Origin of the sequence: Arthrobacter sp. D5-1, assembly GCF_017357425.1 — a bacterium.
In the GTDB taxonomy this organism is placed as follows: Bacteria; Actinomycetota; Actinomycetes; order Actinomycetales; family Micrococcaceae; genus Arthrobacter.
In genome coordinates, this window is record NZ_CP014571.1 from 4,565,860 (window position 1) to 4,586,501 (window position 20,642).

Genomic DNA, 20,642 nt, shown 5'->3' on the forward strand with positions numbered 1-20,642 from the left:
TCCGCCTTGGGGCCTTGCTGTTGCAGCCATGTTCTCGGTGCAGCTCAGCTCCGCCCTCTCGGTGGGCCTCATCGCGGAGGTGGGTGCGGCCGGAACAGCATGGTTGCGGCTCAGCCTGGGTGCCATCATCTTCCTTGCCATCGCGCGCCCACCCCTGCGATCGGTTCGTCGGCCGGACATCCTGCCACTCCTGGGCCTCGGCATCGCTACCGGGCTCATGACCATCATGTTCCTCGCTGCCGTGGAGCGGATCCCGTTGGGCACCACCGTCGCCATCGAGTTCCTGGGCCCACTGACGGTGGCGGCCATCCGCAGCCATAACCGCCGCGCCTTGGCATGGCCGGTGCTGGCGCTGCTGGGAGTGGTCCTGCTGACCGAGCCCTGGCATGGCCGCGTCGACTTCCTGGGAATCATGTTCGCGGCCATCGCAGCCGCTGGGTGGGGCGCCTATATTCTTCTGACGCAGCTGATCGGCGACCGTTTCACCGGCATCGGAGCGCTCTCCCTGACAGTCCCCATCGTCGCCGCGACGGCCGCCGTCGTCGGCATTCCACAGGCTGCCGGGCACCTCAACTGGGGCATCCTGGCAGGTGCCTTGGGCGTCGCCATCCTGATGCCGGTCCTGCCGTTCGTGTTGGAGCTGAAAGCACTGCGCCGGATGACGTCCACGGCTTTCGGCACGCTGATGTCGCTGGAACCTGCCTTCGCCGTTCTCCTGGGACTGCTGGTGCTGCACCAGCAACCCACCATCGTCCAATTCATCGGTATCGCGCTGGTTGTTGTTGCCGGCGTCGCCTCCCAGCGCGGGGGCGAGAGGAAACTGCCTCCCCTGGCCGAGCCCACCACCATGGGACCCGCACCTGAGACCTTATCCGCCACCGGTCCCGGCAAAGAGAACTGACGCACGACGGCGACCTCCCGCCGTCGTGCGTCAGTTCTCTTGGCTCTTGCCTTGCACCCACCGCTTAGAGGGTGATGGCGACCTTGCCGCGGACCTTGCCGGAATCCAAGTAGCGCATGGCGTCCGGGACCTGGGCCAGCGGGTACGTCCGGTCGATGACGGGAGTAATGGTTCCCGCCTCGAGAAGTCCGGCCAAGTACTCAAGATCCGGTGCGTTTTGGGTACCCACGATCATGGTGAGGCGCTGGCGGATGAAGGGCGAGAGCGCCACGGCGCGCAATTGCCTGTCCATGCTTCCCGTCCACGAGCCGCCCTCCTCGCCGCCGGTGATCACGGCAGTCCCGGACGGGGTGAGTGACCGGCGTAAACGTGTAACCGAGGGGTTGCCCGCGATGTCGATGATGACGTCGTACTGCTCAGTGCCGTCGAGGAAGTCCTGGGTGGTGTAGTCGATCACGTGGTCGGCACCGAGGGTCCTCAGCATCGGCACTTTCGCAGCACTGGCCACTCCGGTGACCTCAGCCCCGGCAGCTTTGGCCAACTGCACCACATAACTGCCCACGCCGCCCGAAGCTCCAGTGACCATGACCCTGAGCCCTTGCGCCGGGTGGTCCTGGCTGGGCTCGATGCCGCCCGCACGCAGGGCGATCAGGGCCGTGCACGCGGACACCGGCACCACCGCGGCCTGCTCGAAGGTGATGTTCGCCGGCTTGTGGGCCAACTGGTTTTCGCGGGCTGCGGCATACTCGGCAAACGTTCCCCTGCCCGAGCCGAACACTTGGTCACCTACCGCAAAGCGGGTCACCTTTGCTCCCACCGCTTCAACGGTTCCCGCGAGGTCCAGCCCGGGGACGGGCTGCCTGGGAGCCTTGAATCCATACACCAGGCGCAGCGCATAGGGCAGGCCGGTGGCTATGTGCCAGGTGCCGCGATCCAGCCCGGCCGCCTGGACTTTCACCAGTACTTCGTTCTCCGCGATGACAGGACGCGGAACCCGGGCCTCATGGAGAACGTCGGCGGAACCGTAGCCGTCCTGCACGATGGCACGCATGGTGGGACCCGGCAACGCCCGATCCTTGTGGCGACGGGATTCTTTGGCTTGCTGACCAGTGGTCATGGCCGACCCTTTCAGTGCTTGTGCGGTGGGTGAGTGATGCAGCAGGGGTTTGGTGTGGTTTTCGTACGCTGTACCAATGAGATTACCGTACACTGTACTAATCCGCTAGAGCCCAGCAACCAGTCGAGGAGTGCCCGTGCCCACCGCAGCATCGCAGCGAAGCCCGCTGAGCCGGGAGCGGGTCCTTGAATGCGCCGTCACCCTCGCCGACGAGTCTGGAATCGACGCCCTGACCATCCGCACGCTCGCCCTCAGCATGGGAACCAAACCCATGTCCCTCTACTACTACGTCGCCAACAAGGACGAGATCCTGGACGGCATCGTGGATATGGTGTTCAGCGAAATCGAGCTGCCGGCACCTGACGGGGACTGGCGCAAGGAGATGGAGCTGAGGGCCCACCGGATGCGGTCGGCACTCAGGCGCCACCCCTGGGCAGTCGGGTTGCTGGAGAGCCGGTCCGCGCCTGGCCCTGCAACGCTCCGGCATCACGAAGCAACGCTCGCGACGCTGAGGACCGCAGGATTCTCCGTCCAGCTCACTGCCCACGCCTACGCCCTGCTGGACAGTTACATTTACGGCTTTGCCGTGCAGGAAGCGGCCCTCCCGTTCGAGGGGCGGGACACCGCAGCCGAGATCACCAGCCCCATCCTGGAGCGCTTCGCCACCGGCGAGTATCCCCGCATGGTGGAGATCGCCGTCGAGCATGTCCTTAAGCCCGGCTACGACTTTGGCGACGAATTCCAGTTCGGCCTGAACCTCATTCTGGACGGCTTGAGCCGTCTGGCGGGAGACGCGGACTAGGATCTGATCCATGGCCAGGATTGAGGACTACGCGATCATCGGGGACCTGAACACCGCTGCCTTGGTAGGGCGGAGCGGGTCCATTGACTGGATGTGCCTGCCACGGTTCGACTCCCCCGCCTGCTTCGCGTCACTGCTGCACACGCCCGACGCCGGCCGCTGGCTTTTGGCGCCCGCCGGCACACCCGACGGCGGCAACTGCACCCGACGCCGCTACCGCGAGGACACCCTCATCCTGGAGACAGAGTGGGAAGTGGACGGCGGCAAGGTCCGGGTGATCGACTTCATGCCGGTCCGGGACGACGCCGTGGACCTGGTGCGGATCGTGGAGGGCATCTCCGGCGAAGTCACCATGCAGATGGAGTTGGTCCTGCGCTTCGATTACGGCCGCGTGGTGCCGTGGGTCCGGCACAGCAAGCACGGCATCAGCGCGGTAGCGGGCCCCGACTCGGCCTACCTCACCACCCCTGTCCCGCTCGAGGGCCGGGACAAGCGCACCTACAGCGAATTCACGGTCCGCGCGGGTGATCGGGTCCCGTTCGTGCTGCGCTGGGCGCCGAGCCACGAGCGGGAGCCGCGACGGATCGACCCCTTCCGTGCACTCTCAGTGACCGAGTCGTTCTGGCTGGAGTGGATTGGCCGCAGCGAAATGGCCGGGAAGTACAAGGAACCGGTGGAGCGGTCCCTCATCACCCTCAAGGCACTGACGTATGCGCCCACCGGAGGCATTGTGGCAGCGGCAACCACGTCCCTGCCCGAGCAGATCGGCGGGCCCCGGAACTGGGACTACCGCTACTGCTGGTTGCGCGACGCTACCCTGACCCTGCAATCACTGCTCGCCGCCGGGTACACGGAGGAGGCGTCCGCATGGCGGGACTGGCTGCTGCGCGCTATCGCCGGCGACCCGTCGGAGCTTCAGATTGTGTACGGGCTCGACGGCGCGCGGAGACTCCCCGAGGCAGACATCCCGTGGCTCTCCGGTTACGAAGGTTCACTGCCCGTCCGCACCGGAAACGCCGCAGCCCCGCAGTTGCAACTTGATGTGTGGGGCGAGGTCCTGGACGGCCTTTCCCTGACCCGGGCGGCTTTCCAGGACGGCACCGTGGACAGTTCCTGGGACATCCAGGTGGCCCTGATGGAGTATCTCGAAGGAGCCTGGGACCAGCCGGACAACGGGCTCTGGGAAATGCGCGGACCGAGGCAGCATTTCACCCATTCCAAGGTCATGGCATGGGTGGCAGCAGATCGCATGGTCAAAGGCGTCCGGACCTCCGGACTACCTGGCCCACACGACCGCTGGGCAGCACTCCGTAGCGAAATCCATCACGACGTCATGACCAGGGGGTTCGACGAGGAACTCAACACCTTCGTCCAGTCTTACGGAAGCAAGGAACTGGATGCCAGCCTGCTTCTGGTCCCCCGCGTCGGCTTCCTCCCGCACAGGCATCCACGCGTCGCAGGGACAGTGGAAGCCATCCAAAAAGGACTCACGGATGACGGCCTGGTCCTCCGCTACAGAACGCAGTCCGGGCACGACGGCCTGCCTGGCGACGAAGGAGTTTTCCTTGCCTGTTCATTCTGGCTGGTGGATGCGCTGCTGGGCATCGGCCGCTCCACCGAGGCAACCGGGCTCTTTGAGCGGCTCCTCACCCTGCGCAACGATGTGGGTTTGCTGAGCGAGGAGTGGGACCCCCGTGCCCAACGGCAACTGGGCAACACTCCCCAGGCCTTCAGCCATTTCCCCCTCATTCACAGCGCCTTGCAACTGCATCAGGGAGAGGCACACAAGAGCGACACCCCGCTGGGGCACCCAAAACATCCGGGGCACTCCAGCGGTTCTACCCTTCGGAATGACCCTCGCCTGCGTTAGGCGGGGTTTCGCCTTTATGGCTCGCTTCTTCCAAGTGGATATCCAACTTGCGTTCGGCCTCACGCCGCCGCTGGCCGACGGTCCTCAACTGCTGGGTGGTGGGGTCTGCCCTGTCCTCCGGCGCGGCGGCTGATTGTGCGGCGGCTGTTTGTCCCGTGTCCGTTTGTGCGGCGTCCGAGCGCGCAGCAGTCCGGTCCTTCTCATGTTCGCCCATAAGGAGATCGTCCCATCGCCCGCCCTTTTGCGATAGCGAAATTCTCGATGCGGGGCCCGCTCTGCGCCCATACCCGGGCACGTGGGACGTAGAGCGGGCCTCACACCATGCGTTTAGCGGCGGACGTCGTCCGAGCTGGTTCCCTCGGTTTCGATGCGCTCCTTCCGGACTTCCTCGTCCACCCGAACATCCTCGGTCACTGTGTCCTTTTCGAGGCGGACGCGCTCCACCGGGACGGTCTCCTTGTCCACCACGGGCCTCTCCTCGTGGAGGGTGACCTCGTGCTCACTCTCCGTCAGTTCGGCACCGGACATGGCATCGCCTGCGTTCGCGTCCGTAATGGGCTCCCGCTCCACACGGACTTCCTCGCGCTGCACGGGGACCGTCGTGGTGACGTTCTCAGTGGTGATGTACTTCCTGAGGCGTGCCCGACCCGTGGCTTGCTTCTCCGTGCCGACGTTCAACCTTTCTTCAGAGCGGGTCATGGCGTCGTCGTCGTTCCTGTCAGCCTCCGGACGATAGGCGCCTCCCGTGTCCATCGCGTCCCTGGTGCCGAGCGTATCCTGGGTTCCCACCGGGTCCCGCGTACCCACTGTGCCGGCGAAATGTGCATCACGATCAGTTGTCGAGTCGGCGCGCAAATCATCGCCGTGACCGCTGAAGCCGCGCTCGCCCTCGAGTCCGTAATGGTTATACAGGCGACTCTCCTCACCCGGATCCAAGTGCCCGTCTTCGGCCACCCGGGGAGCATCTTTGATGTGGTCCTTGCTGTAGGGAACCACTACGTCGTCACCATCCACGGCGGCGTCCTGAAGCGGTATGAACGATTCCGAACTGCCAAAAAGTCCGGTCTTGACGGTCACCCAGGTGGGTTCGCCGGTGTCATCATCGGTGTAAAACGTGCCGATCGAACCCACCTTGTCACCTTCAGTGGTACGGACGTGTCCGTTGAGGCCCATCAACCGGTCAATGTTTTCCCTAGCGAGCATGATGTCTCCTTGGAATGCGGTTCTCTTATGTGGTTGCCAAAGCGGGCTGCATCACCAGGCATGGTTTCCGAACGCCGGAACGGGGAAGAAATTCAACCCGTCGGCTTTAAGGAACACCAATACAGTAAGCATGCTTAGTGTTTACTTGGCAAGACTCAATGTGAGAACCGGCGGAATCCGCCGCGCAGTCAGGCTAAATAACCCACAACGGCGAGCTGCCGCCGTCGTGCGCCTGTGTGCTACCCGCCGCTATCCTTGGCGGGCTGGCCGTGGCCTGCCCTCGCCACTGCTGTAACAGCATTTTAGTAAGCATCCTTGCTTTCTAGCTGAAGATGGTGTTTTGCTTGGTTTACCAAAGTTCAGGCAACCGGTTCAGGAGCTGACATGGTTGATGGATATGACTCGGGATCAAGCACTCCCAAAGCCCGCAGGGACGAGGTCGTCCGGGCGGAAAAGGACCGTTTTGGCGGCATCAAATGGGGCTCGGCCTTCTTTGGCTGGCTAACGGCCGTCGGGATGACCGTCCTTCTCACCGCCTTGGCTACGGCCATCGGGGTTGGCGTAGGAGCGGCGAACCCGTCAGGCGCCGGTCAGGCAGCAGATCAGGCCCGGCAGAACGCAGAAACCCTGGGGATCGTCGGTGGAATCGTGCTGGCAGTCGTCCTGTTCCTGGCCTACTACTGTGGCGGCTACGTCGCCGGCCGGATGGCCCGCTTCGATGGTGCGAAGCAAGGGCTCGCTGTGTGGTTGTGGGGCATCATTGTCGCCATTCTCGTGGCGATCCTCGCGGCAGTAGCAGGTAACCAGTTCAACATCCTCGACGACCTCAACGGCGCACCCCAGATTCCCCTCGACGGAAGCCTGATGACTGCCAGCGGCATCATCGGGCTCGTCATCGCCTTGATCGTCCCGCTTCTGGGCGCCATCGTCGGCGGAAAGGCCGGCATGCGTTTCCACCGAAAGGTGGACCAAGCAGGCATCGACCACCAAACCGGAGTCGCCGGATAAGAGCCTTCTAGACGGTGGCCTGCAGGTATTGCAGGAGCCTCCGACGGTAGTTTTCCACATAGCGCAGATGAGGGCTTATAGCGGTCAAGCCATCGTGACAGGCTTGATTTATGGATGGCATAGGGCAGATCGTGGCGCGGCGGGCAGGTTCGTCCGGCGCCCCTCAAATGTCATCATTCTCTCTGGACTCGATTACCGGACCCGCTGTCCGCAAGTGCCCGACGCCGGCAGCTGGCGATGCTGTTACCGACCGGAATTCCGGGCTGCTTCCTCGACCCGATTCGTTGCCCACTCCCGGTGAACCTCTGCCTGAGGCATTGCTGGAGACGGCGGTGTCCGCGGGCTCGAAATCCGCGCCAGGGGAAGGTCGGGGCCCGTTGTCCGCCGAGCCGTCATTACCTGACGTGCCCACATTGGAAGCGGCGCTATTTGAGGGTGCCGCCGCAGCCCACGCGTTGCGATCGATAGCTGCCGGTGAGGCGCGGCTGTTTGGGTTTGTTGAAGCGGCGGATTTTGCCGGCAAGGTCGAGGAGATCGCCCGGTCGGTGGAGTACTTGCAGGTGGTCGCGGCGCAGGCTGTGGAACGGACCCGGACCGAAGCCCAGCAAACCAAGCCCGGACCCTCGGCGGCAGCACCGGAATGGCGGACCGGCTGGACCGAACCAGAGCCAGGAACCGACACCGCGGCAGCTTCGCAGAGCGCGGCTTCCCAGAGCGGAGCTTCCCATGGCAGGACGGGAACCGCCACCGCTGCGGCGACCGATGGTGAAACAGGATCAGCACGTTGGGCATCGGACGCCCAGGCCAGTGTTCTGGATGACGGGTACCGGAACGCGGCCCAGTTCCTGCGCGCACGGTTGCGGATCAGCATCGCAGAAGCCAAGCGCCGGCTCGCCCTCGCACCCGACGTCCTCCCCCAAACCGGGATCACCGGGCAGAACATCCCGGCCCGCCACTCAATCCTCTCCCAAGCGGTCGGTTCCGCACTGGTGCCTTCCCGTTCGGCCTCGATCATCAGCACCGCCCTGGACAAAGTCCGGAACCTCACCGACGAGGACACCCTCACCCGGATGGAACACGCCCTCACCACCACCGCGGTCGAAACCGACCCGGACTTCGTCACCACAATGGCCAAACGCTGGATCGACGCCATCGACCACGACGGCCCCGAACCCACCGAAGAAATCCTCCGCCAACTCCAAGGCGTGTTCCTCCGCCGCCAACGCCGCCACGGCCTCCACCACCTCGAAATCTTCGCCACCGACGAACAATACGAAATCCTCACCACCGCCATGAACGTCGCCACCAACCCACGCCTCACCACCACCGGAACCGCAGCCGATACCGAAGTCATTACCGATGCCGTTGCCGATGCCGATCAGACGGGCCCTGCCGGTCCGGACCTGGACCGGCGCAGCCGCCCACAGAAACTCCTCAACGGCCTCACCAGCGCCTGCAGCCTCGCCATGCGCACCGAAAAACTACCCGCCAACGGCGGCCTCCCACCCCAACTCACCGTCACCATCGGATACCAAGAACTCCTCGAACAAGTCCACAACCACCACAGCCCCGGCACCGGCACCGGCACAGTGGCTGGGCTAGGGACCGGCACCGGGAGAGGGACAGGGGCTGGGGCAGCGCCAGTAACTGGGATAGGGACCGGGGCTGGGACCGGCACCGCGACCTTCACCGGCCCGATGCACCCGAACACCATCCGCAAAATCGCCTGCGACGCCGACATCCTCCCCGTCGTGCTCGGCAGCGACTCCCGCGTCCTGGACATCGGCCGCACCACCCGGATCTTCCCACCCCACATCCGCAAAGCCATCACCGCCCGCGACCAAGGATGCGCCTTCCCCGACTGCACCATGCCCGCTCCCTGGTGCGAAGCCCACCACACCACCTACTGGTCCAACGGCGGCACCACCTCAACAGACAACGGCACCCTGCTCTGCAGCCACCACCACCACCTCATCCACAAAGAACAATGGCGCATCGACATCAAAACCGGCATCCCCTAGTTCATCCCCCCACCCCACATCGACCCACACCAAACACCCCGACGCAACCACCACCACACACCCCACAGAACATAGGAGGCCCGGGTTCAACTGGGGGGAAGAGGCCAAGGGCCCGATCTTGCTCCGGGGGCGGCGACCCATCGCCATCAGGAGATGAGGCGCCGTCGAGCGCTTCCTGAACGGTTCGCCCGGCAAATCCGCGGGCTTACTGCGAGGCGGGCCAGCCTGTGTAAGACTCTGCGAGGTATGCCTTAGCGTGCTCGGAAGTCACCACCGAGTGCAGTTCACCGAGTTGTCGGGCGCGGTCGAAGTCGTCGGCACCCGGCACCGTGTGCAGCATGGAGGTCATCCAGTATGAGAAGTGCTGGGCCTTCCATACGCGGTCCAAAGCACGGTTGCTGTACGAATCCAACAGCGCCGTGGATCCCTTGGAGTAGAAGGAGTCGAGGCCCTCAAAGAGCATTTTGACGTCATGGATAGCCAGGTTGAGGCCCTTGGCTCCCGTGGGTGGAACAGTGTGCGCCGCATCGCCGGCCAGGAAGAGGTTGCCGTAGCGCATGGGGGTGTGGACGAAGCTGCGGAATGGCAGGACCATTTTCTCCAGCACGGGCCCTTCCTTGAGCTCAAACCCGTTGCCGTTGACGCGCTTGCGGAATTCGTTCCAGATGCGTTCGTCATCCCAGTCGGCCACTTTTTCCTTGGGATCGCACTGGAAGTACATACGCTGCACAGTTTCGGTGCGCTGGCTGATCAGGGCGAATCCGTTCTCGGAGTTGGCGTAGATCAGTTCGTCGGCGCTGCGCGGAGCTTCGGCGAGGATCCCGAACCATGCGAAAGGGTACTCGTGGAAGTACCACTTTCGGTCGGCCTCGGGGATCTGGAAGCGGCAGTGGCTGCGGGATCCGTCAGCTCCCACCAGGAAGTCGGCCTGGATTTCGAATTCATGGCCGTCGGCGTCCGTGAACCACACCTTTGGCTTGCCTTCGAGGTCGTGAACCGTGGTGTCCGTGACGCTGTACCGGACGTCGCCGCCGTCGGCCTCCCGCTTCGCTGCGAGGTCCATGAAAACGTCAGTTTGCGGGTAAAGCCACACGGATTCGCCGACGAGTTCCTTAAAGTTGATCCGGTGGCTCTCGCCATTGAACCGCAACTCGATGCCGTCGTGCCGGTCGCCTTCGCGAAGCACCCGGTCGGAGACGCCGGAATCCACCAACAAGTTCACAGTCCCGTGCTCAAGAATTCCAGCGCGAACCGTCTCCTGGATGTCCTTGCGGCTTCGGATCTCCACCACTACGGACTCGATGCCCTGTTTGGCCAGCAAATGGGAGAGCATGAGGCCTGCGGGGCCTGCGCCCATAATGGCCACTTGGGTGCTGATGGGTGTGCGTACCATGGTTGTTCCTCGCTTCGTTGCGGATCCCGGCTTGCTCTGAAGCGGGATGAATCTGGAATCAGTGTGGCCCGCGACGGGTGATTGGCGTTACAACAATTCCGTTGAACGGAAGCTCCATCAATCACCCAGTTGGCGTCCGATGCCGCGGGCTGCCGTTTGGAGCGCGGGTACCAGTGCCTGCAGCCTCATCTCAGCCAGCGGGACCACGACACCCAGTGCCGCCACGGTCCGACGCTTGCCGTTCATCACAGGAACGGCAATGCCCCACGTGTCAGGATCCACAACACCCGCGAGCTGCGCGTATCCTTGCTGGGCCGTTTCGGCCAGGAAATGACGCACGACGTCGGCAGTCACCTTCCCGGATGGATCCTCGAATTGTTCGAGGTACTCCGCCTGCAGTTCCCGTGATTGGTGGGACATCAGGGCCAGCCCTGCCGAGGAGATGTGGACAGGCATCCTTCCGGCGATCCTGGCCCGGTTGGCCACTGATCCCCTCCGCGAAAGCCGCTCCACGAAGAGCGCCTCCCACCCTTCCAGCACGGCAAGGTTCACGTTCTGGTTCAGGACCTGCTGGATATCCTCCATGAAGGGCATGGCAGCTTGCCGGAGGGCCAAGGTAGGCGAATTGCGGTTGACGAGTTCCCACAGACGCAGGCCCAGGCGCACCGTCCCGCCGGCACCAAGATCCAGCAACCCGTGCTCCGAGAGTTGGCGGACCAATCGATGCGCCGAGGATAGCGGGAGCCCGGCCCGGTCAGCCAACTCGGTCAATTGCAGCGAGGTCACCCCCTCAGGAAAGGCTTCTATCACCCGCACCACGCGGTCAACCACGGAATCTCCGGATGCTGAGTTGGCCACGATGCGCTCCTTTGCTTGCTGGTCGGTTGCTTGCTGGTCGGTTGCTTGCTGGGCGGTTGCTTGCTGGTCAGGGGCCTGCTTTGTGGAGAGTGGGTGACATTCACGCCGGCAGACGCCTTCCATTCAATGGTAGAACGTGTGCCACACAACATCAGACGGTGATACAACTCTCATGACCGACCGAACGTTCTTTGGCTCTGGAATCGATCAGCCAAGACCAACAACAACGAAGTACCGAGGACGCTATGCCAACGATGTCATCTGCCCGCCGCTCCCAATGGCCCGTTTGGCTATGCTGGCTGGCCATGGTTCTGGACGGCTTCGACCTCGTGGTTCTCGGAACTGTCATCCCCACACTCATCAAGACCGGTGAACTGGGCTTCGACGCGGTCGGAGCCACCTTCGCGGCCACCATCTCCTTGGTTGGCGTTGGTCTCGGGGCGCTGTTCATCGCGCCGCTATCGGACAAGTTTGGCCGTAGGAATCTCCTGATCGCCTGCGTGGCAGGCTTCTCGCTGTTCACCATCGGCGTTGCCTTCGCCCCGAACGTTGCGGTCTTCTCACTGCTCCGCCTGTTGGCCGGTCTAGGGTTGGGCGCCTGCCTTCCGGCGGCATTGGCATACATGAACGACTACGCACCAGCAGGATCAGCCGGAAAGTCCACCACCCGGACCATGACCGGGTACCACGTGGGCGCCGTATCGACGGCTCTGTTGGCCATTTTCATCGTTCCCGACTGGCGGCTCATGTTCATCATCGGTGGCGTGGCTGGGCTGGTACTGCTGCCATTCCTGTGGGCCAAGTTGCCCGAATCCCTCCCGGAAGCAACTCCTGCCAACGAGGGCGAGTCCAAGGCGGGCGGATCCGCACAGGCGACGGCCGCCGTCGAACATTCTGCCGGTACCAAACCAAGGACCGGCTTCCGCGACCTCCTGCAGAAGCCCTATCCTCTGGTGGCGGTTGGTATTGGCATTGCATCCTTCATGGGGCTGCTGCTGGTCTACGGGCTGAATACGTGGCTGCCGCAACTGATGGCTGCCGCCGGATATCCCGTGAGCACCGGGCTGACGCTGTTGCTGATCCTGAATGTAGGCGCCGTGGCGGGGCTGTTCGTCGCCGGAATCCTTGCCGATAAGCATGGGACCAAGAAGATCGTGCTGCTGTGGTTCGGGTTGTCGGCGGTGCTGCTGGCCATCCTCAGCGTCAAGATCCAGAACGAATTCCTGCTCAACGCGGCCGTCTTCGTGACGGGAGTCTTTGTCTTCAGCTCCCAGGTGCTGGTGTATGCCTGGGTCAGCCAGCTCTTCCCGGCCAGGCTCCGCGGAACTGCACTGGGCTTCGCTGCAGGGGTCGGCAGGTTGGGCGCGATCGTTGGTCCTGCGGTGACCGGAACCCTGGTGGCCGCGAATATCGCCTACCCTGCAGGCTTCTACGTCTTTGCAGGTGCCGGTGTCCTGGCCGTTGCCGCGTTGTTCCTGGTGCCGCATGAGGTCAAAGCCGCCGACACCTCCGTGCCGACCCACCACTAACTCCTTGCGCCACCTGGGACTCACCGCCGGGGACCAACCACCGGGCGCTCACCGCCCGGGATTCATTGCCCTTGGCCCTGCCGCAGTGACCCTTGCGCTTTCACGAGCAGCTGCGGACCCTCCGCGAAGCAGCGGTCCGTGGAGTTCTGCAGCGCGGGGAGTGCCAGGACCGCGGAATCGAAATGGTCGCCCCGGATCATGATTTCAATGGCCCGGCACTGGTTTTCCGTTTCCAAGGCCCCCACCATGGCGGAGGAAATCTTGAGGCTCAAGACCGCGTCCATACTGGCATCGGCATCGCGCAGGCAAAGGCCCGTGGAGATTCTAAGGATCCTGCCCGGCAGCATGGACAGGTATGTGGAGAGGAAGCTGATGGCCGGCGCAGAGTCGTCCAACTCCTCAGCCAGTGCCTGTAGCGTGCACGCCTCCAGAACAGATTCCGATGGTGTCGGGTGTGGTTCAGCGTGACTCATCACTGCCCGCCAGTCACTCACCAGGTGCTGCTTGGGGCTCTGGGACGCCAGTGGTGATGATCTGGGTTTTCACCCGCTGGTCTTCGCCCGGGATGTGGCAGGTAGTGACGTCGGCTGCCTTGATGCCCGTGCTGGGGGTGCTGTTGAGGGTGCTCATTGTCCTGGCGTTCCTTCCGGGTGTTGATCGGCTTCCGGGGCGAGCCTGCATCGGAGCCTGCGTGGCCCGGCTCCGGCTTCCTGCGGAAAGTCCTCAAGGCTGGCTCAGGACCAGGGTGTGACCCCGGCGTACTCATTAGTACAGCTGGCCCGGAAATATTGGCTGCCGGGAAAATACCGGCGGACCTGATCGGGCAGGGGGGCGCCCGACCAGGCCCGGCGGGGCTTGATGGTGTTTCTGTTGCGGCAATCGCAGCTGGCTGCCCGGTGTTACCGCGGGCTGCTGTTGGGGGTCAGCGGGTGGGTGTTATTTGGTGGTTTCGGTGCGCTGGGTGCCGGTGAAGGAGAAGGCGATGGTGGAGGTGGCGCCTTGGAAGTCGTTGTTCGCGGTGGTGGGGAACGCGGTGGTGATTTTGAGGTTGTCGGTCTTGGCGGACGTCAGTGCGGTCAGGTTGGCCAGGGCCTTGTTGGCGGTGATGACCGGGGCGGAGGCCAGGACGGTGCTCTTGGTTCCGGTGCAGGTGTAGGGGGCTGCGGTGCCGGTCCAAGCCACGGAGCAGTTTTCGATGGTCAGCTGCAGACCGTTGGTCACGTCGGTGGTGAGCAGGGATCCGGTGGCCCCGGCGGAGGTGGTGAGGGTGACGTTGTTCAGGTCCGAGTTGCCGGTGTTGGCCAGGGTGACGAGCTTTTCGACCTTGTCTCCGGGCAGCAGTCCTGCGATGGGGACGTTGAGGGTGTTGGCCGGGCCGGGGGCGCCCAGGGCGATGGTGACCGTACCTGCGGTGACAGCCTGTGACGCGGAGGTCGATGAAGTGAACGCACCGTAGGTTCCCATGCCGGCGACGGCGGCTGCGGTGCCGACCAGTGCGACGGAGGCGAGGATTTTGCCGGAGGTGGTCTTGAGGCTGATGGCCATCTGAGTATGGTCCTTTCGGGAGGCCACCGCGGGTCCGGCCGGCCGTTTCTTCCAGCCTCTCTGGCTGACAAGAACTACTGTGCCGGGGCTGGATCAAGAACTAATCCTGCAAACCCGCAACAGTTCCTCAGGAAAACCTCAAGACTCACCACAGCCCCACCAACCCCATATGAAACACTCATGGGGCACGTGAAAGGCAAAGGAAAGGGCACAAGAATGCCGATGTGGTTGCAAGCCCTGATGTGGGGAACACTGGCAGGCGGAGCCCTGGTTCTCGGCGCGGGCATTGCCTGGCTGTGGAAAGTCCCGCCCAAGGTTGTTTCCACGGTGATGGCTTTCGGCGCTGGCGTCCTGATCTCAGCCCTTGCCTTCGAACTGGTGGACGAAGCCGTCCAAGGCGGGGGATTGATCCCCACCATCTTGGGCTTCCTCCTCGGTGCACTGATTTTTGTGGGCTCGAACGTTCTGTTGGCTCGCGCCGGCGCCAAACATCGGAAACGCTCCTCCGGACCCCAGCCGTCCGAAAAGGACAGCCCCGGCAGTGGAACGGCCATCGCCGTGGGCGCGCTGATTGACGGCATTCCCGAATCGGTGGTGCTCGGCGTCGGCCTCCTTGCCGGCGGGGCGGTGAGCCCCGCCATGCTGGCCGCCGTCTTTATCTCCAATGTTCCCGAGGGCTTGTCCAGCACAGCCGGCATGAAGAAGGCCGGGCGAAGCCCTGCCTACGTCTTTGGCACGTGGACCGGCATTGCTGTGTTCAGCGGACTCGCGGCGCTCATCGGCTACACCGCGTTGGAGAACGCCCCCGGGACTGTCATTGCGTTCATCACCGCGATCGCCGCCGGCGGAATCCTGGCCATGCTGGCGGACACCATGATTCCCGAGGCTTTCGAAGAGCACCATAACCTCACGGGGCTGACGGCCGCCGTCGGGTTCTTGAGTGCCTTCACGATCCATCACGTCGGCGGCTGACGGTGAAGGCCAAAAGAGGCTAGTGCGGCAGCAGCCCCAGCAACGGCAGGGCGACCGCCGTCGACACTGCCATGGCCGCCGTGTTGCCGATCACCGGGTGAAATCCGGCGGGCAGGCGAGCGGAAACCACGCGGGCAAGGGGTGGTGCCAGGACTGCTCCCAGCACAGCGCCTCCCACCACCGCGGACCACGAGCCTCCGTAGGCCAGGACGGCGGCAGGAGCCACGGACACCACGGACGCATAGGTGGCCGCCCACCCACCGTCGCGGTACCAGCGCTGCCAGAGGACGACGCCGATTGCCGAGGTCAGCGCCTGGGCGAACAGTATGTGGGGCAACAGGTTGGTTCCATACGACGGAAACGCCGGGTTCAGCACGAACGCCGCCGAGACGGCCAGAATCACGCCGATAGCTGCGAGCTCGTTGGCGAAGAAGTGCGTTTCAGTGAAGTCCTTGAGGACGCGGCGGGCAGCCCACGCGGCGTCGTTGCGGAAGGTGCCGTGAACGCCCGACGGCGGCCGGCACGGTTCCGGCGGTTGCCCCGGCTTGTGCAGTGCCAGCCACGGCAACCGTCTGGCGACCATGAACGCCAGCACAGAACCAATGGACATCGCGAGGACGTTTGCCACCACCACGGGCAGGCCGAGCGGCGTCGAAAAGGCCGGAATGAACAGCAAAGCCAGGGGCGTCGTGGTGGCTGCTCCCAGAACGGCGCCGGTGACACAGGTCCTCCAGCCGGCCCCGTAGAGAAGGACCATGGCGGGAGCGACGCAAACAAAAGGCACGAACGTGGGCTGCCACCCGTCGTCGAGCATCCACCCGAAAGCCAGGTTGGATAGGAGCAAGCTCAGCGACGCCGACGCCAGCACCCACGGCCAGAGGCCGGTTCCGTAGGTGAGCGATCCCACCCAACTCTTCCCCCGCCGTCCGGCCCACCATGCCAGCGCGGCCCCTGACAGCAGGCCAAGTGCGGCGAGGTCCGAAGCCCAGAACAGGGGCTCGGTCATGTCGCTGAGGAACCAGCGAAGGGCAGTCATCGGTGAGTCGGCGGCGGCTTCCGACCAGCCCGTGTAAACCGGGCCAATCCGCGGAGACTGTCGAGCGAGTGTGTGCACGAGCAGCGCGAAGACCCCGACGACAGCCGCCATGCTGAAGGCCCCCAGTGCGACCGCTGCCGAATGGTGATGGGGCGCTTGCTCCGACCCTCGCGTGACCTTGGGTTTGGTTGGGAGGTCAACTGCCGGAGGAGTTGGTAAAGAGTGCGTCATTGGAACCCTAAAACGTGCGGTGGTGCGTGGCTTTGAGCAGCGTAACCGACCGTTTGACGCCAACTGCAACGGCCAGGTTATGGGGAATTTGTGACCGGAGCGGGCGCCCAGCCCAGCTGCCCGTCGTCGGGCCTCACAATCTCCGCTCACCCTTAGTGGGTGATCTTTCTGCCCAATCGCTGCCGATCCAGCGCAGACTGCCGCTGGCGGGTCCGGGCGAATCGAGAATGGTGTTGTGGTCCCGCCGGGGAACGGGTCCCTTGCCGGATGACGACGGCCCTGCCCCGGGCCGAACGAACGATGGGAAAGACACCATGAACTTTTTGGAATCGTTGTGGAGCATCATTGTCGCTTTCTTCTTCATTGCCTATTTGATCCTCCTCTTTCAGATCATTTCGGATCTTCTCCGCGATAAAGCCCTGGGCGGCGGTGTAAAAGCCCTCTGGATCCTGTGCCTGTTCGTGGCACCGTTTATCTCGGCCCTGATCTACGTCATCATGCGCGGGAAAGGTATGGCGCTTCGCAGCGAAATACGCGTCCGTGAGTCAGTGGAGGAAGCAGAAAATTACATCCGGGAGGTTGCTGGAGCGCCGACGCCCACCCAACAAATCGAATCAGCCAAAGCACTGCTTGCCGCTGGCGACATTACCGAGGCGGAGTACGCCCGCCTGAAGGAGCTCGCGTTGGCGTGATTCGCGCGACGGCCCACCATCCATATACCGCCGAAAGGGACCGCATGACGCGATTGAAGGCATTTCCGCTGTTGGAAGCCGGGCCGTTCCGATTCGGCCTGATCACGGCATTGGGTGTCCTGGTTGCCTTGGCTTTGGGTTCGGCCGTCATCACGTTGCGGTACTCGCTGACGTTGATCTTCGCGGCCTTGTTCATCTCCTTGGGCCTGTATCCCTTGGTCCGTTGGCTGGAAAGGTGGAAGCTCTCACGTGGCGGCGCAGTGCTCGTGGTAGCGGTTGGCTTCCTGGTGCTCGTGGTTGTGCTGATCCGTTTCGTGGTCCCCATCCTGGTGGAGGAGGGCGCGGCGCTGGTCAGGGTGCTGCCGTCCAGTTTCGAGGCCGTGAGTGAACAAGAGTGGTTCCGGGACGTCAACGGTTCATTGGGCGGAGCACTGACTCCGTTGCTGGAATGGCTGGAAACCTCGGCGGCGGATCCCAATGTCTGGCTGGCCATTGGCGGCGGAGCGGTCCAGGTTGGCTACAACGTAGTTAACGGGACCTTCGCCGTGGTCTTCGTGGTGGTCTTGACCCTCTATTTCGTAGCCGGACACGAGGTCATGAAATCCAGCCTCTATGCACTGGTGCCGGCATCACGCAGGGAATCATTCGCCGATATCTCCGAAACAATCATTGCCTCCGTGGGTAAATACCTGAGCGGCATGTCGATCCTGGCATTGCTGAATGCCGTCTTCACGTTCATCCTCCTTTCCGTGGCCGGGGTCAGGTATGCCGCTGTACTCGCCGTCCTGGCATTCCCCATTACCCTCATACCGCTGGTGGGCAGCGCGATCAGCACCGCCATCATCACCGTGGTTTCACTTTTCACCTCTCCCTCAACGGCGCTGGTTGTCTTCCTCGTCATGCTGGCCTACATGCAGATCGAGGCCTACATCCTGACGCCCCGTGTGGTGGGCAAAGCGATCAGCATCCCGGGTTCCCTGGTGCTCATCGGCGCGATGGTGGGCGGAACGCTGCTGGGCCTGCTGGGGGCGCTGATCGCCTGCCCCACCACGGCTTCCATCCTGCTGATCATCAAAAAAGTGGTCATCCCGCAGCAGAACGCCAAGTAGCGCGGCATGCAAGGACTACTGCCCGACGCCGATGCCGCCGCCTTGATCTTGTTGGCGCTCCACATCGTGCTCGGATCAATTGCCGCGGTGATGGTTTCGGCCAACCGGAAACCGTCGTCGGCCATTGCCTGGGTGCTGGCGATCATTTTCATCCCGTACTTAGGCACGGTGGCGTTCCTGCTGGTGGGCCGCGGCAAACTCCCCAAGGCCCGGCGCGACAAACAACGCGCCGTCAACGAGCTGATGCTTGGACGCACGCCTGGCCTCTCAGCAGTCAGCCACAGTGAGGACTGGCCCGCCTGGCTGCGTTCCGCCGTCGAACTTAACCTCAGGCTGGGCGCGCTGCCCATGGTGGGCGGCAACCGCGCCGAATTGCTGGAGGACTACAAGGGTTGCTTCGACCGCATGATCGCGGATATGGACACCGCTGAAGAGTACGTCCATGTGGAGTTCTACATTTTGTCCCTGGACCCCACGACTTCTCCATTCTTCGATGCCCTGGCCAGGGCCCGCCAACGCGGTGTTGCGGTCAGGGTGCTCTTCGACCACCTGGCAGCACTGGGCGACCCCAAATACAAGGACATGCTGCAGGCTTTTGACGGTATGGGCGCCGAGTGGCACGCGATGCTTCCCTTGCGCCCCTTCAAGGGTCAATGGCAACGCCCGGACCTGCGGAACCACCGGAAACTGGTGGTGGTGGATGGAAGGGTGGGCTACACCGGCTCCCAAAACCTGATCGATGCCTCCTACAACAAGAAGCGGAACATCAGACGCGGCCTCCAATGGCATGAGCTGATGGTGCGTTTGGAGGGGCCTGCGGTGCGGGAGCTCAACGCGGTGTTCGTCACCGACTGGTACAGCGAATCCCAGACCCTGCTTCCGTTGGACACTTCACCGGTGATCCTGGGGTCGGAGCCGGAGCTGATCGACGCCCAGGTCCTGCCCAGCGGTCCCAGCTTTGACAACGACAACAACCTCAAGCTCTACACCACGCTCATTTACAAGGCCGAGCACCGCGTCAGCATCACCAGCCCCTACTTTGTGCCCGACGAAGCCATCCAACTGGCCATCGTCACCGCAGCGTCCCGGGGTTTGAGCGTTGAACTTTTCGTCTCGGAAGTGGGCGACCAGGCCATGGTCTACCACGCCCAGCGTTCCTACTATGAAGTCCTGCTGCGGGCCGGCGTCCGCATCTACCTTTACCGGGCCCCGCAGGTCCTGCACGCCAAGCACTTCACCATAGACCACGACGTCGCCGTTATCGGCTCAAGCAATATGGATGTCCGCTCGTTCAGCCTCAACATGGAAGTCTCAGTGCTGGTCCATGGTCGATCCATCGTGGACCGGATGCGTGAGGTCGAAGACAGCTACCGCGCAGCAAGCACGGAGCTGCTGTTGGAGGACTGGCTGCGGCGACCGGTGGGCCAGGTGGCTCTGGACAATCTGGCCGGGCTGACGTCGTCGTTGCAGTAGCGCGGGTCTCTTCAGCAGCACGGGCGGGATAAGTCAGTCGTCCAACTGCAAATACCACGTCACCGCGGCGCTGATTCCCCGGCCCAGCAGCAGCGAGAAGGCAATGGCGATGACAACGGCGAACTCTGTGGAAAGCCCCGGCAAAAGCCCTGAAAGGGCGCCAATCCCCACAGAGTAGGCGGACCACAGGATGCCCGCTGCGACGGAATAGAGGACAAACCTGCCACGCGGCACCGGGGTGATGGCACTGGCTACGTTCATGGTCAGCCGTCCCAGCGGGACAAACCGGGACGTCAGGACCCACGATGCGGCGTGTTTTGATAGACGCTCACTGGAGGCATGCAGGGCCTTCTGCGTCCGGGGGCCCTGGAGGATCTTCCAGGTGGCCATGTCCCGGCGCCGGACCAATTCATACGCACCGAGGTCACCGGCAACCGCTCCGGCCAGCATCGCGGCCACCAACAGGTATCCGTTGGGAAGGTTGTCGGTGGCGGACAGGGCCCCCAAAGCCACAAACAAGGACGTAGTGGGAATGGGTGGAAAGACTGCGGACAACGCCACGAACACGGCCCCGAGCGGGTAGACCCAGCCGGAATCCGCAGCGCTCATGATGTCCCTGAAAGCCTGCACGGTGAAACCCCCCTTCCGGGCTTCGCCCAAGCGTCTCACGGCGGACAACACAATCCTTACGCTCAGGGGCCGCCTCGCGGATCGCCTGTACTGGGTGAATCCTCGCAGTCCCACCCCTACACTGAAGGAACCTTGGCGGACCCTACGCCGGCTCCACCACTGCCGCGTTGTTCCTGGCCGAGTTCGTGGGCGACATCCCGGGGCGCACTCATCGAGTTGGCCCTCGACTATTCAGCCACCTGACCGTACCCC

General features: G+C 63.5%; 19 protein-coding genes and 1 pseudogene. 10 read left to right on the plus strand and 10 right to left on the minus strand.

Annotated elements, in window-relative coordinates; translation table 11 throughout:
• Positions 1-28: 28 nt before the first annotated feature.
• Complete coding sequence (locus AYX22_RS21110) at positions 29-901, plus strand: EamA family transporter (RefSeq protein WP_207597677.1); 873 nt, start codon at positions 29-31, stop codon at positions 899-901.
• Between the two features lie 64 nt (positions 902-965).
• Here the strand turns inward: AYX22_RS21110 and AYX22_RS21115 are convergent, their stop codons facing one another.
• Complete coding sequence (locus AYX22_RS21115; protein WP_207595415.1) at positions 966-2,018, minus strand: NAD(P)-dependent alcohol dehydrogenase; 1,053 nt, start codon at positions 2,016-2,018, stop codon at positions 966-968.
• A 136-nt stretch (positions 2,019-2,154) separates the two neighbouring features.
• Between AYX22_RS21115 and AYX22_RS21120 the strand changes: the two genes are divergently transcribed.
• Complete coding sequence (locus AYX22_RS21120) at positions 2,155-2,820, plus strand: TetR/AcrR family transcriptional regulator C-terminal domain-containing protein (protein WP_207595416.1); 666 nt, start codon at positions 2,155-2,157, stop codon at positions 2,818-2,820.
• Between the two features lie 10 nt (positions 2,821-2,830).
• The gene (locus AYX22_RS21125; RefSeq protein ID WP_207595417.1) at positions 2,831-4,690 is read left to right on the plus strand and encodes a glycoside hydrolase family 15 protein; all 1,860 of its coding nucleotides are present in this window, start codon (positions 2,831-2,833) and stop codon (positions 4,688-4,690) included.
• On the opposite strand, the gene AYX22_RS21130 is transcribed toward AYX22_RS21125, so the two are convergent.
• Positions 4,659-4,904: a hypothetical protein gene (locus AYX22_RS21130; protein WP_207597697.1), complete on the minus strand. Its 246-nt coding sequence runs from the start codon at positions 4,902-4,904 to the stop codon at positions 4,659-4,661. The two genes, AYX22_RS21125 and AYX22_RS21130, sit on opposite strands and share 32 nt — an antisense overlap.
• A gap of 113 nt (positions 4,905-5,017) precedes the next feature.
• The gene (locus tag AYX22_RS21135; RefSeq protein WP_207595418.1) at positions 5,018-5,893 is read right to left on the minus strand and encodes a PRC and DUF2382 domain-containing protein; all 876 of its coding nucleotides are present in this window, start codon (positions 5,891-5,893) and stop codon (positions 5,018-5,020) included.
• Positions 5,894-6,277: 384 nt separating this feature from the next.
• On the opposite strand from AYX22_RS21135, the gene AYX22_RS21140 reads away from it, so the two are divergent.
• Entirely contained in the window at positions 6,278-6,901 is a 624-nt protein-coding gene (locus AYX22_RS21140) for a hypothetical protein (RefSeq protein WP_207595419.1), read from the plus strand.
• Positions 6,902-7,011: 110 nt separating this feature from the next.
• Positions 7,012-8,997: pseudogene (locus AYX22_RS21145) on the plus strand (DUF222 domain-containing protein).
• A gap of 130 nt (positions 8,998-9,127) precedes the next feature.
• Here the strand turns inward: AYX22_RS21145 and AYX22_RS21150 are convergent.
• A complete protein-coding gene (locus tag AYX22_RS21150; RefSeq protein ID WP_207595420.1) occupies positions 9,128-10,315 on the minus strand; it encodes a 4-hydroxybenzoate 3-monooxygenase in 1,188 nt (395 codons plus the stop codon).
• A gap of 117 nt (positions 10,316-10,432) precedes the next feature.
• On the minus strand, positions 10,433-11,173 hold the full coding sequence (locus AYX22_RS21155; RefSeq protein WP_207595421.1) for an IclR family transcriptional regulator: 741 nt from the start codon (positions 11,171-11,173) through the stop codon (positions 10,433-10,435).
• 245 nt (positions 11,174-11,418) lie between these two features.
• On the opposite strand from AYX22_RS21155, the gene AYX22_RS21160 reads away from it, so the two are divergent.
• Positions 11,419-12,702, plus strand: coding sequence for an aromatic acid/H+ symport family MFS transporter (locus tag AYX22_RS21160; protein ID WP_207595422.1), 1,284 nt, complete (start codon positions 11,419-11,421; stop codon positions 12,700-12,702).
• 62 nt (positions 12,703-12,764) lie between these two features.
• Here the strand turns inward: AYX22_RS21160 and AYX22_RS21165 are convergent, their stop codons facing one another.
• The 3 genes from AYX22_RS21165 to AYX22_RS21175 all read right to left on the minus strand — a co-directional run bounded on the left by AYX22_RS21165 (position 12,765) and on the right by AYX22_RS21175 (position 14,247).
• Positions 12,765-13,196: an Hpt domain-containing protein gene (locus tag AYX22_RS21165; RefSeq protein WP_242703437.1), complete on the minus strand. Its 432-nt coding sequence runs from the start codon at positions 13,194-13,196 to the stop codon at positions 12,765-12,767.
• Entirely contained in the window at positions 13,189-13,332 is a 144-nt protein-coding gene (locus AYX22_RS21170) for a hypothetical protein (protein WP_207595423.1), read from the minus strand. Before AYX22_RS21170 ends, AYX22_RS21165 begins: the two co-directional genes overlap by 8 nt.
• A 306-nt stretch (positions 13,333-13,638) precedes the next feature.
• A complete protein-coding gene (locus AYX22_RS21175) occupies positions 13,639-14,247 on the minus strand; it encodes a TasA family protein (protein WP_242703438.1) in 609 nt (202 codons plus the stop codon).
• A 216-nt stretch (positions 14,248-14,463) separates the two neighbouring features.
• Here AYX22_RS21175 and AYX22_RS21180 point away from each other — a divergent pair, with 216 nt between their 5' ends.
• A complete protein-coding gene (locus AYX22_RS21180; protein WP_207595425.1) occupies positions 14,464-15,219 on the plus strand; it encodes a ZIP family zinc transporter in 756 nt (251 codons plus the stop codon).
• 19 nt (positions 15,220-15,238) lie between these two features.
• On the opposite strand, the gene AYX22_RS21185 is transcribed toward AYX22_RS21180, so the two are convergent.
• Positions 15,239-16,366: a hypothetical protein gene (locus AYX22_RS21185; protein ID WP_242703439.1), complete on the minus strand. Its 1,128-nt coding sequence runs from the start codon at positions 16,364-16,366 to the stop codon at positions 15,239-15,241.
• A gap of 434 nt (positions 16,367-16,800) precedes the next feature.
• Here AYX22_RS21185 and AYX22_RS21190 point away from each other — a divergent pair, with 434 nt between their 5' ends.
• The 3 genes from AYX22_RS21190 to cls are packed head-to-tail and all read left to right on the plus strand — an operon-like array spanning position 16,801 to position 19,760.
• The gene (locus tag AYX22_RS21190) at positions 16,801-17,178 is read left to right on the plus strand and encodes an SHOCT domain-containing protein (protein WP_207595426.1); all 378 of its coding nucleotides are present in this window, start codon (positions 16,801-16,803) and stop codon (positions 17,176-17,178) included.
• 44 nt (positions 17,179-17,222) lie between these two features.
• A complete protein-coding gene (locus AYX22_RS21195; protein ID WP_207595427.1) occupies positions 17,223-18,287 on the plus strand; it encodes an AI-2E family transporter in 1,065 nt (354 codons plus the stop codon).
• Between the two features lie 6 nt (positions 18,288-18,293).
• On the plus strand, positions 18,294-19,760 hold the full coding sequence (gene cls, locus AYX22_RS21200) for a cardiolipin synthase (RefSeq protein ID WP_207595428.1): 1,467 nt from the start codon (positions 18,294-18,296) through the stop codon (positions 19,758-19,760).
• Positions 19,761-19,793: 33 nt separating this feature from the next.
• On the opposite strand, the gene AYX22_RS21205 is transcribed toward cls, so the two are convergent.
• The gene (locus tag AYX22_RS21205; protein WP_242703440.1) at positions 19,794-20,390 is read right to left on the minus strand and encodes a VTT domain-containing protein; all 597 of its coding nucleotides are present in this window, start codon (positions 20,388-20,390) and stop codon (positions 19,794-19,796) included.
• Positions 20,391-20,642 lie beyond the last annotated feature (252 nt).

Bases quoted from the DNA above. Each gene is read 5' to 3' on its own strand.
- AYX22_RS21125 (WP_207595417.1), top strand. From the start codon at position 2,831: ATGGCCAGGATTGAGGACTACGCGATCATCGGGGACCTGAACACCGCT.
- AYX22_RS21170 (WP_207595423.1), bottom strand. From the start codon at position 13,332: ATGAGCACCCTCAACAGCACCCCCAGCACGGGCATCAAGGCAGCCGAC.
- AYX22_RS21140 (WP_207595419.1), top strand. From the start codon at position 6,278: ATGGTTGATGGATATGACTCGGGATCAAGCACTCCCAAAGCCCGCAGG.
- AYX22_RS21195 (WP_207595427.1), top strand. From the start codon at position 17,223: ATGACGCGATTGAAGGCATTTCCGCTGTTGGAAGCCGGGCCGTTCCGA.
- AYX22_RS21175 (WP_242703438.1), bottom strand. From the start codon at position 14,247: ATGGCCATCAGCCTCAAGACCACCTCCGGCAAAATCCTCGCCTCCGTC.
- AYX22_RS21190 (WP_207595426.1), top strand. From the start codon at position 16,801: ATGAACTTTTTGGAATCGTTGTGGAGCATCATTGTCGCTTTCTTCTTC.
- AYX22_RS21135 (WP_207595418.1), bottom strand. From the start codon at position 5,893: ATGCTCGCTAGGGAAAACATTGACCGGTTGATGGGCCTCAACGGACAC.
- AYX22_RS21160 (WP_207595422.1), top strand. From the start codon at position 11,419: ATGCCAACGATGTCATCTGCCCGCCGCTCCCAATGGCCCGTTTGGCTA.
- AYX22_RS21110 (WP_207597677.1), top strand. From the start codon at position 29: ATGTTCTCGGTGCAGCTCAGCTCCGCCCTCTCGGTGGGCCTCATCGCG.
- cls (WP_207595428.1), top strand. From the start codon at position 18,294: ATGCAAGGACTACTGCCCGACGCCGATGCCGCCGCCTTGATCTTGTTG.
- AYX22_RS21185 (WP_242703439.1), bottom strand. From the start codon at position 16,366: ATGGCGGCTGTCGTCGGGGTCTTCGCGCTGCTCGTGCACACACTCGCT.
- AYX22_RS21180 (WP_207595425.1), top strand. From the start codon at position 14,464: ATGCCGATGTGGTTGCAAGCCCTGATGTGGGGAACACTGGCAGGCGGA.
- AYX22_RS21150 (WP_207595420.1), bottom strand. From the start codon at position 10,315: ATGGTACGCACACCCATCAGCACCCAAGTGGCCATTATGGGCGCAGGC.
- AYX22_RS21130 (WP_207597697.1), bottom strand. From the start codon at position 4,904: ATGGGCGAACATGAGAAGGACCGGACTGCTGCGCGCTCGGACGCCGCA.
- AYX22_RS21115 (WP_207595415.1), bottom strand. From the start codon at position 2,018: ATGACCACTGGTCAGCAAGCCAAAGAATCCCGTCGCCACAAGGATCGG.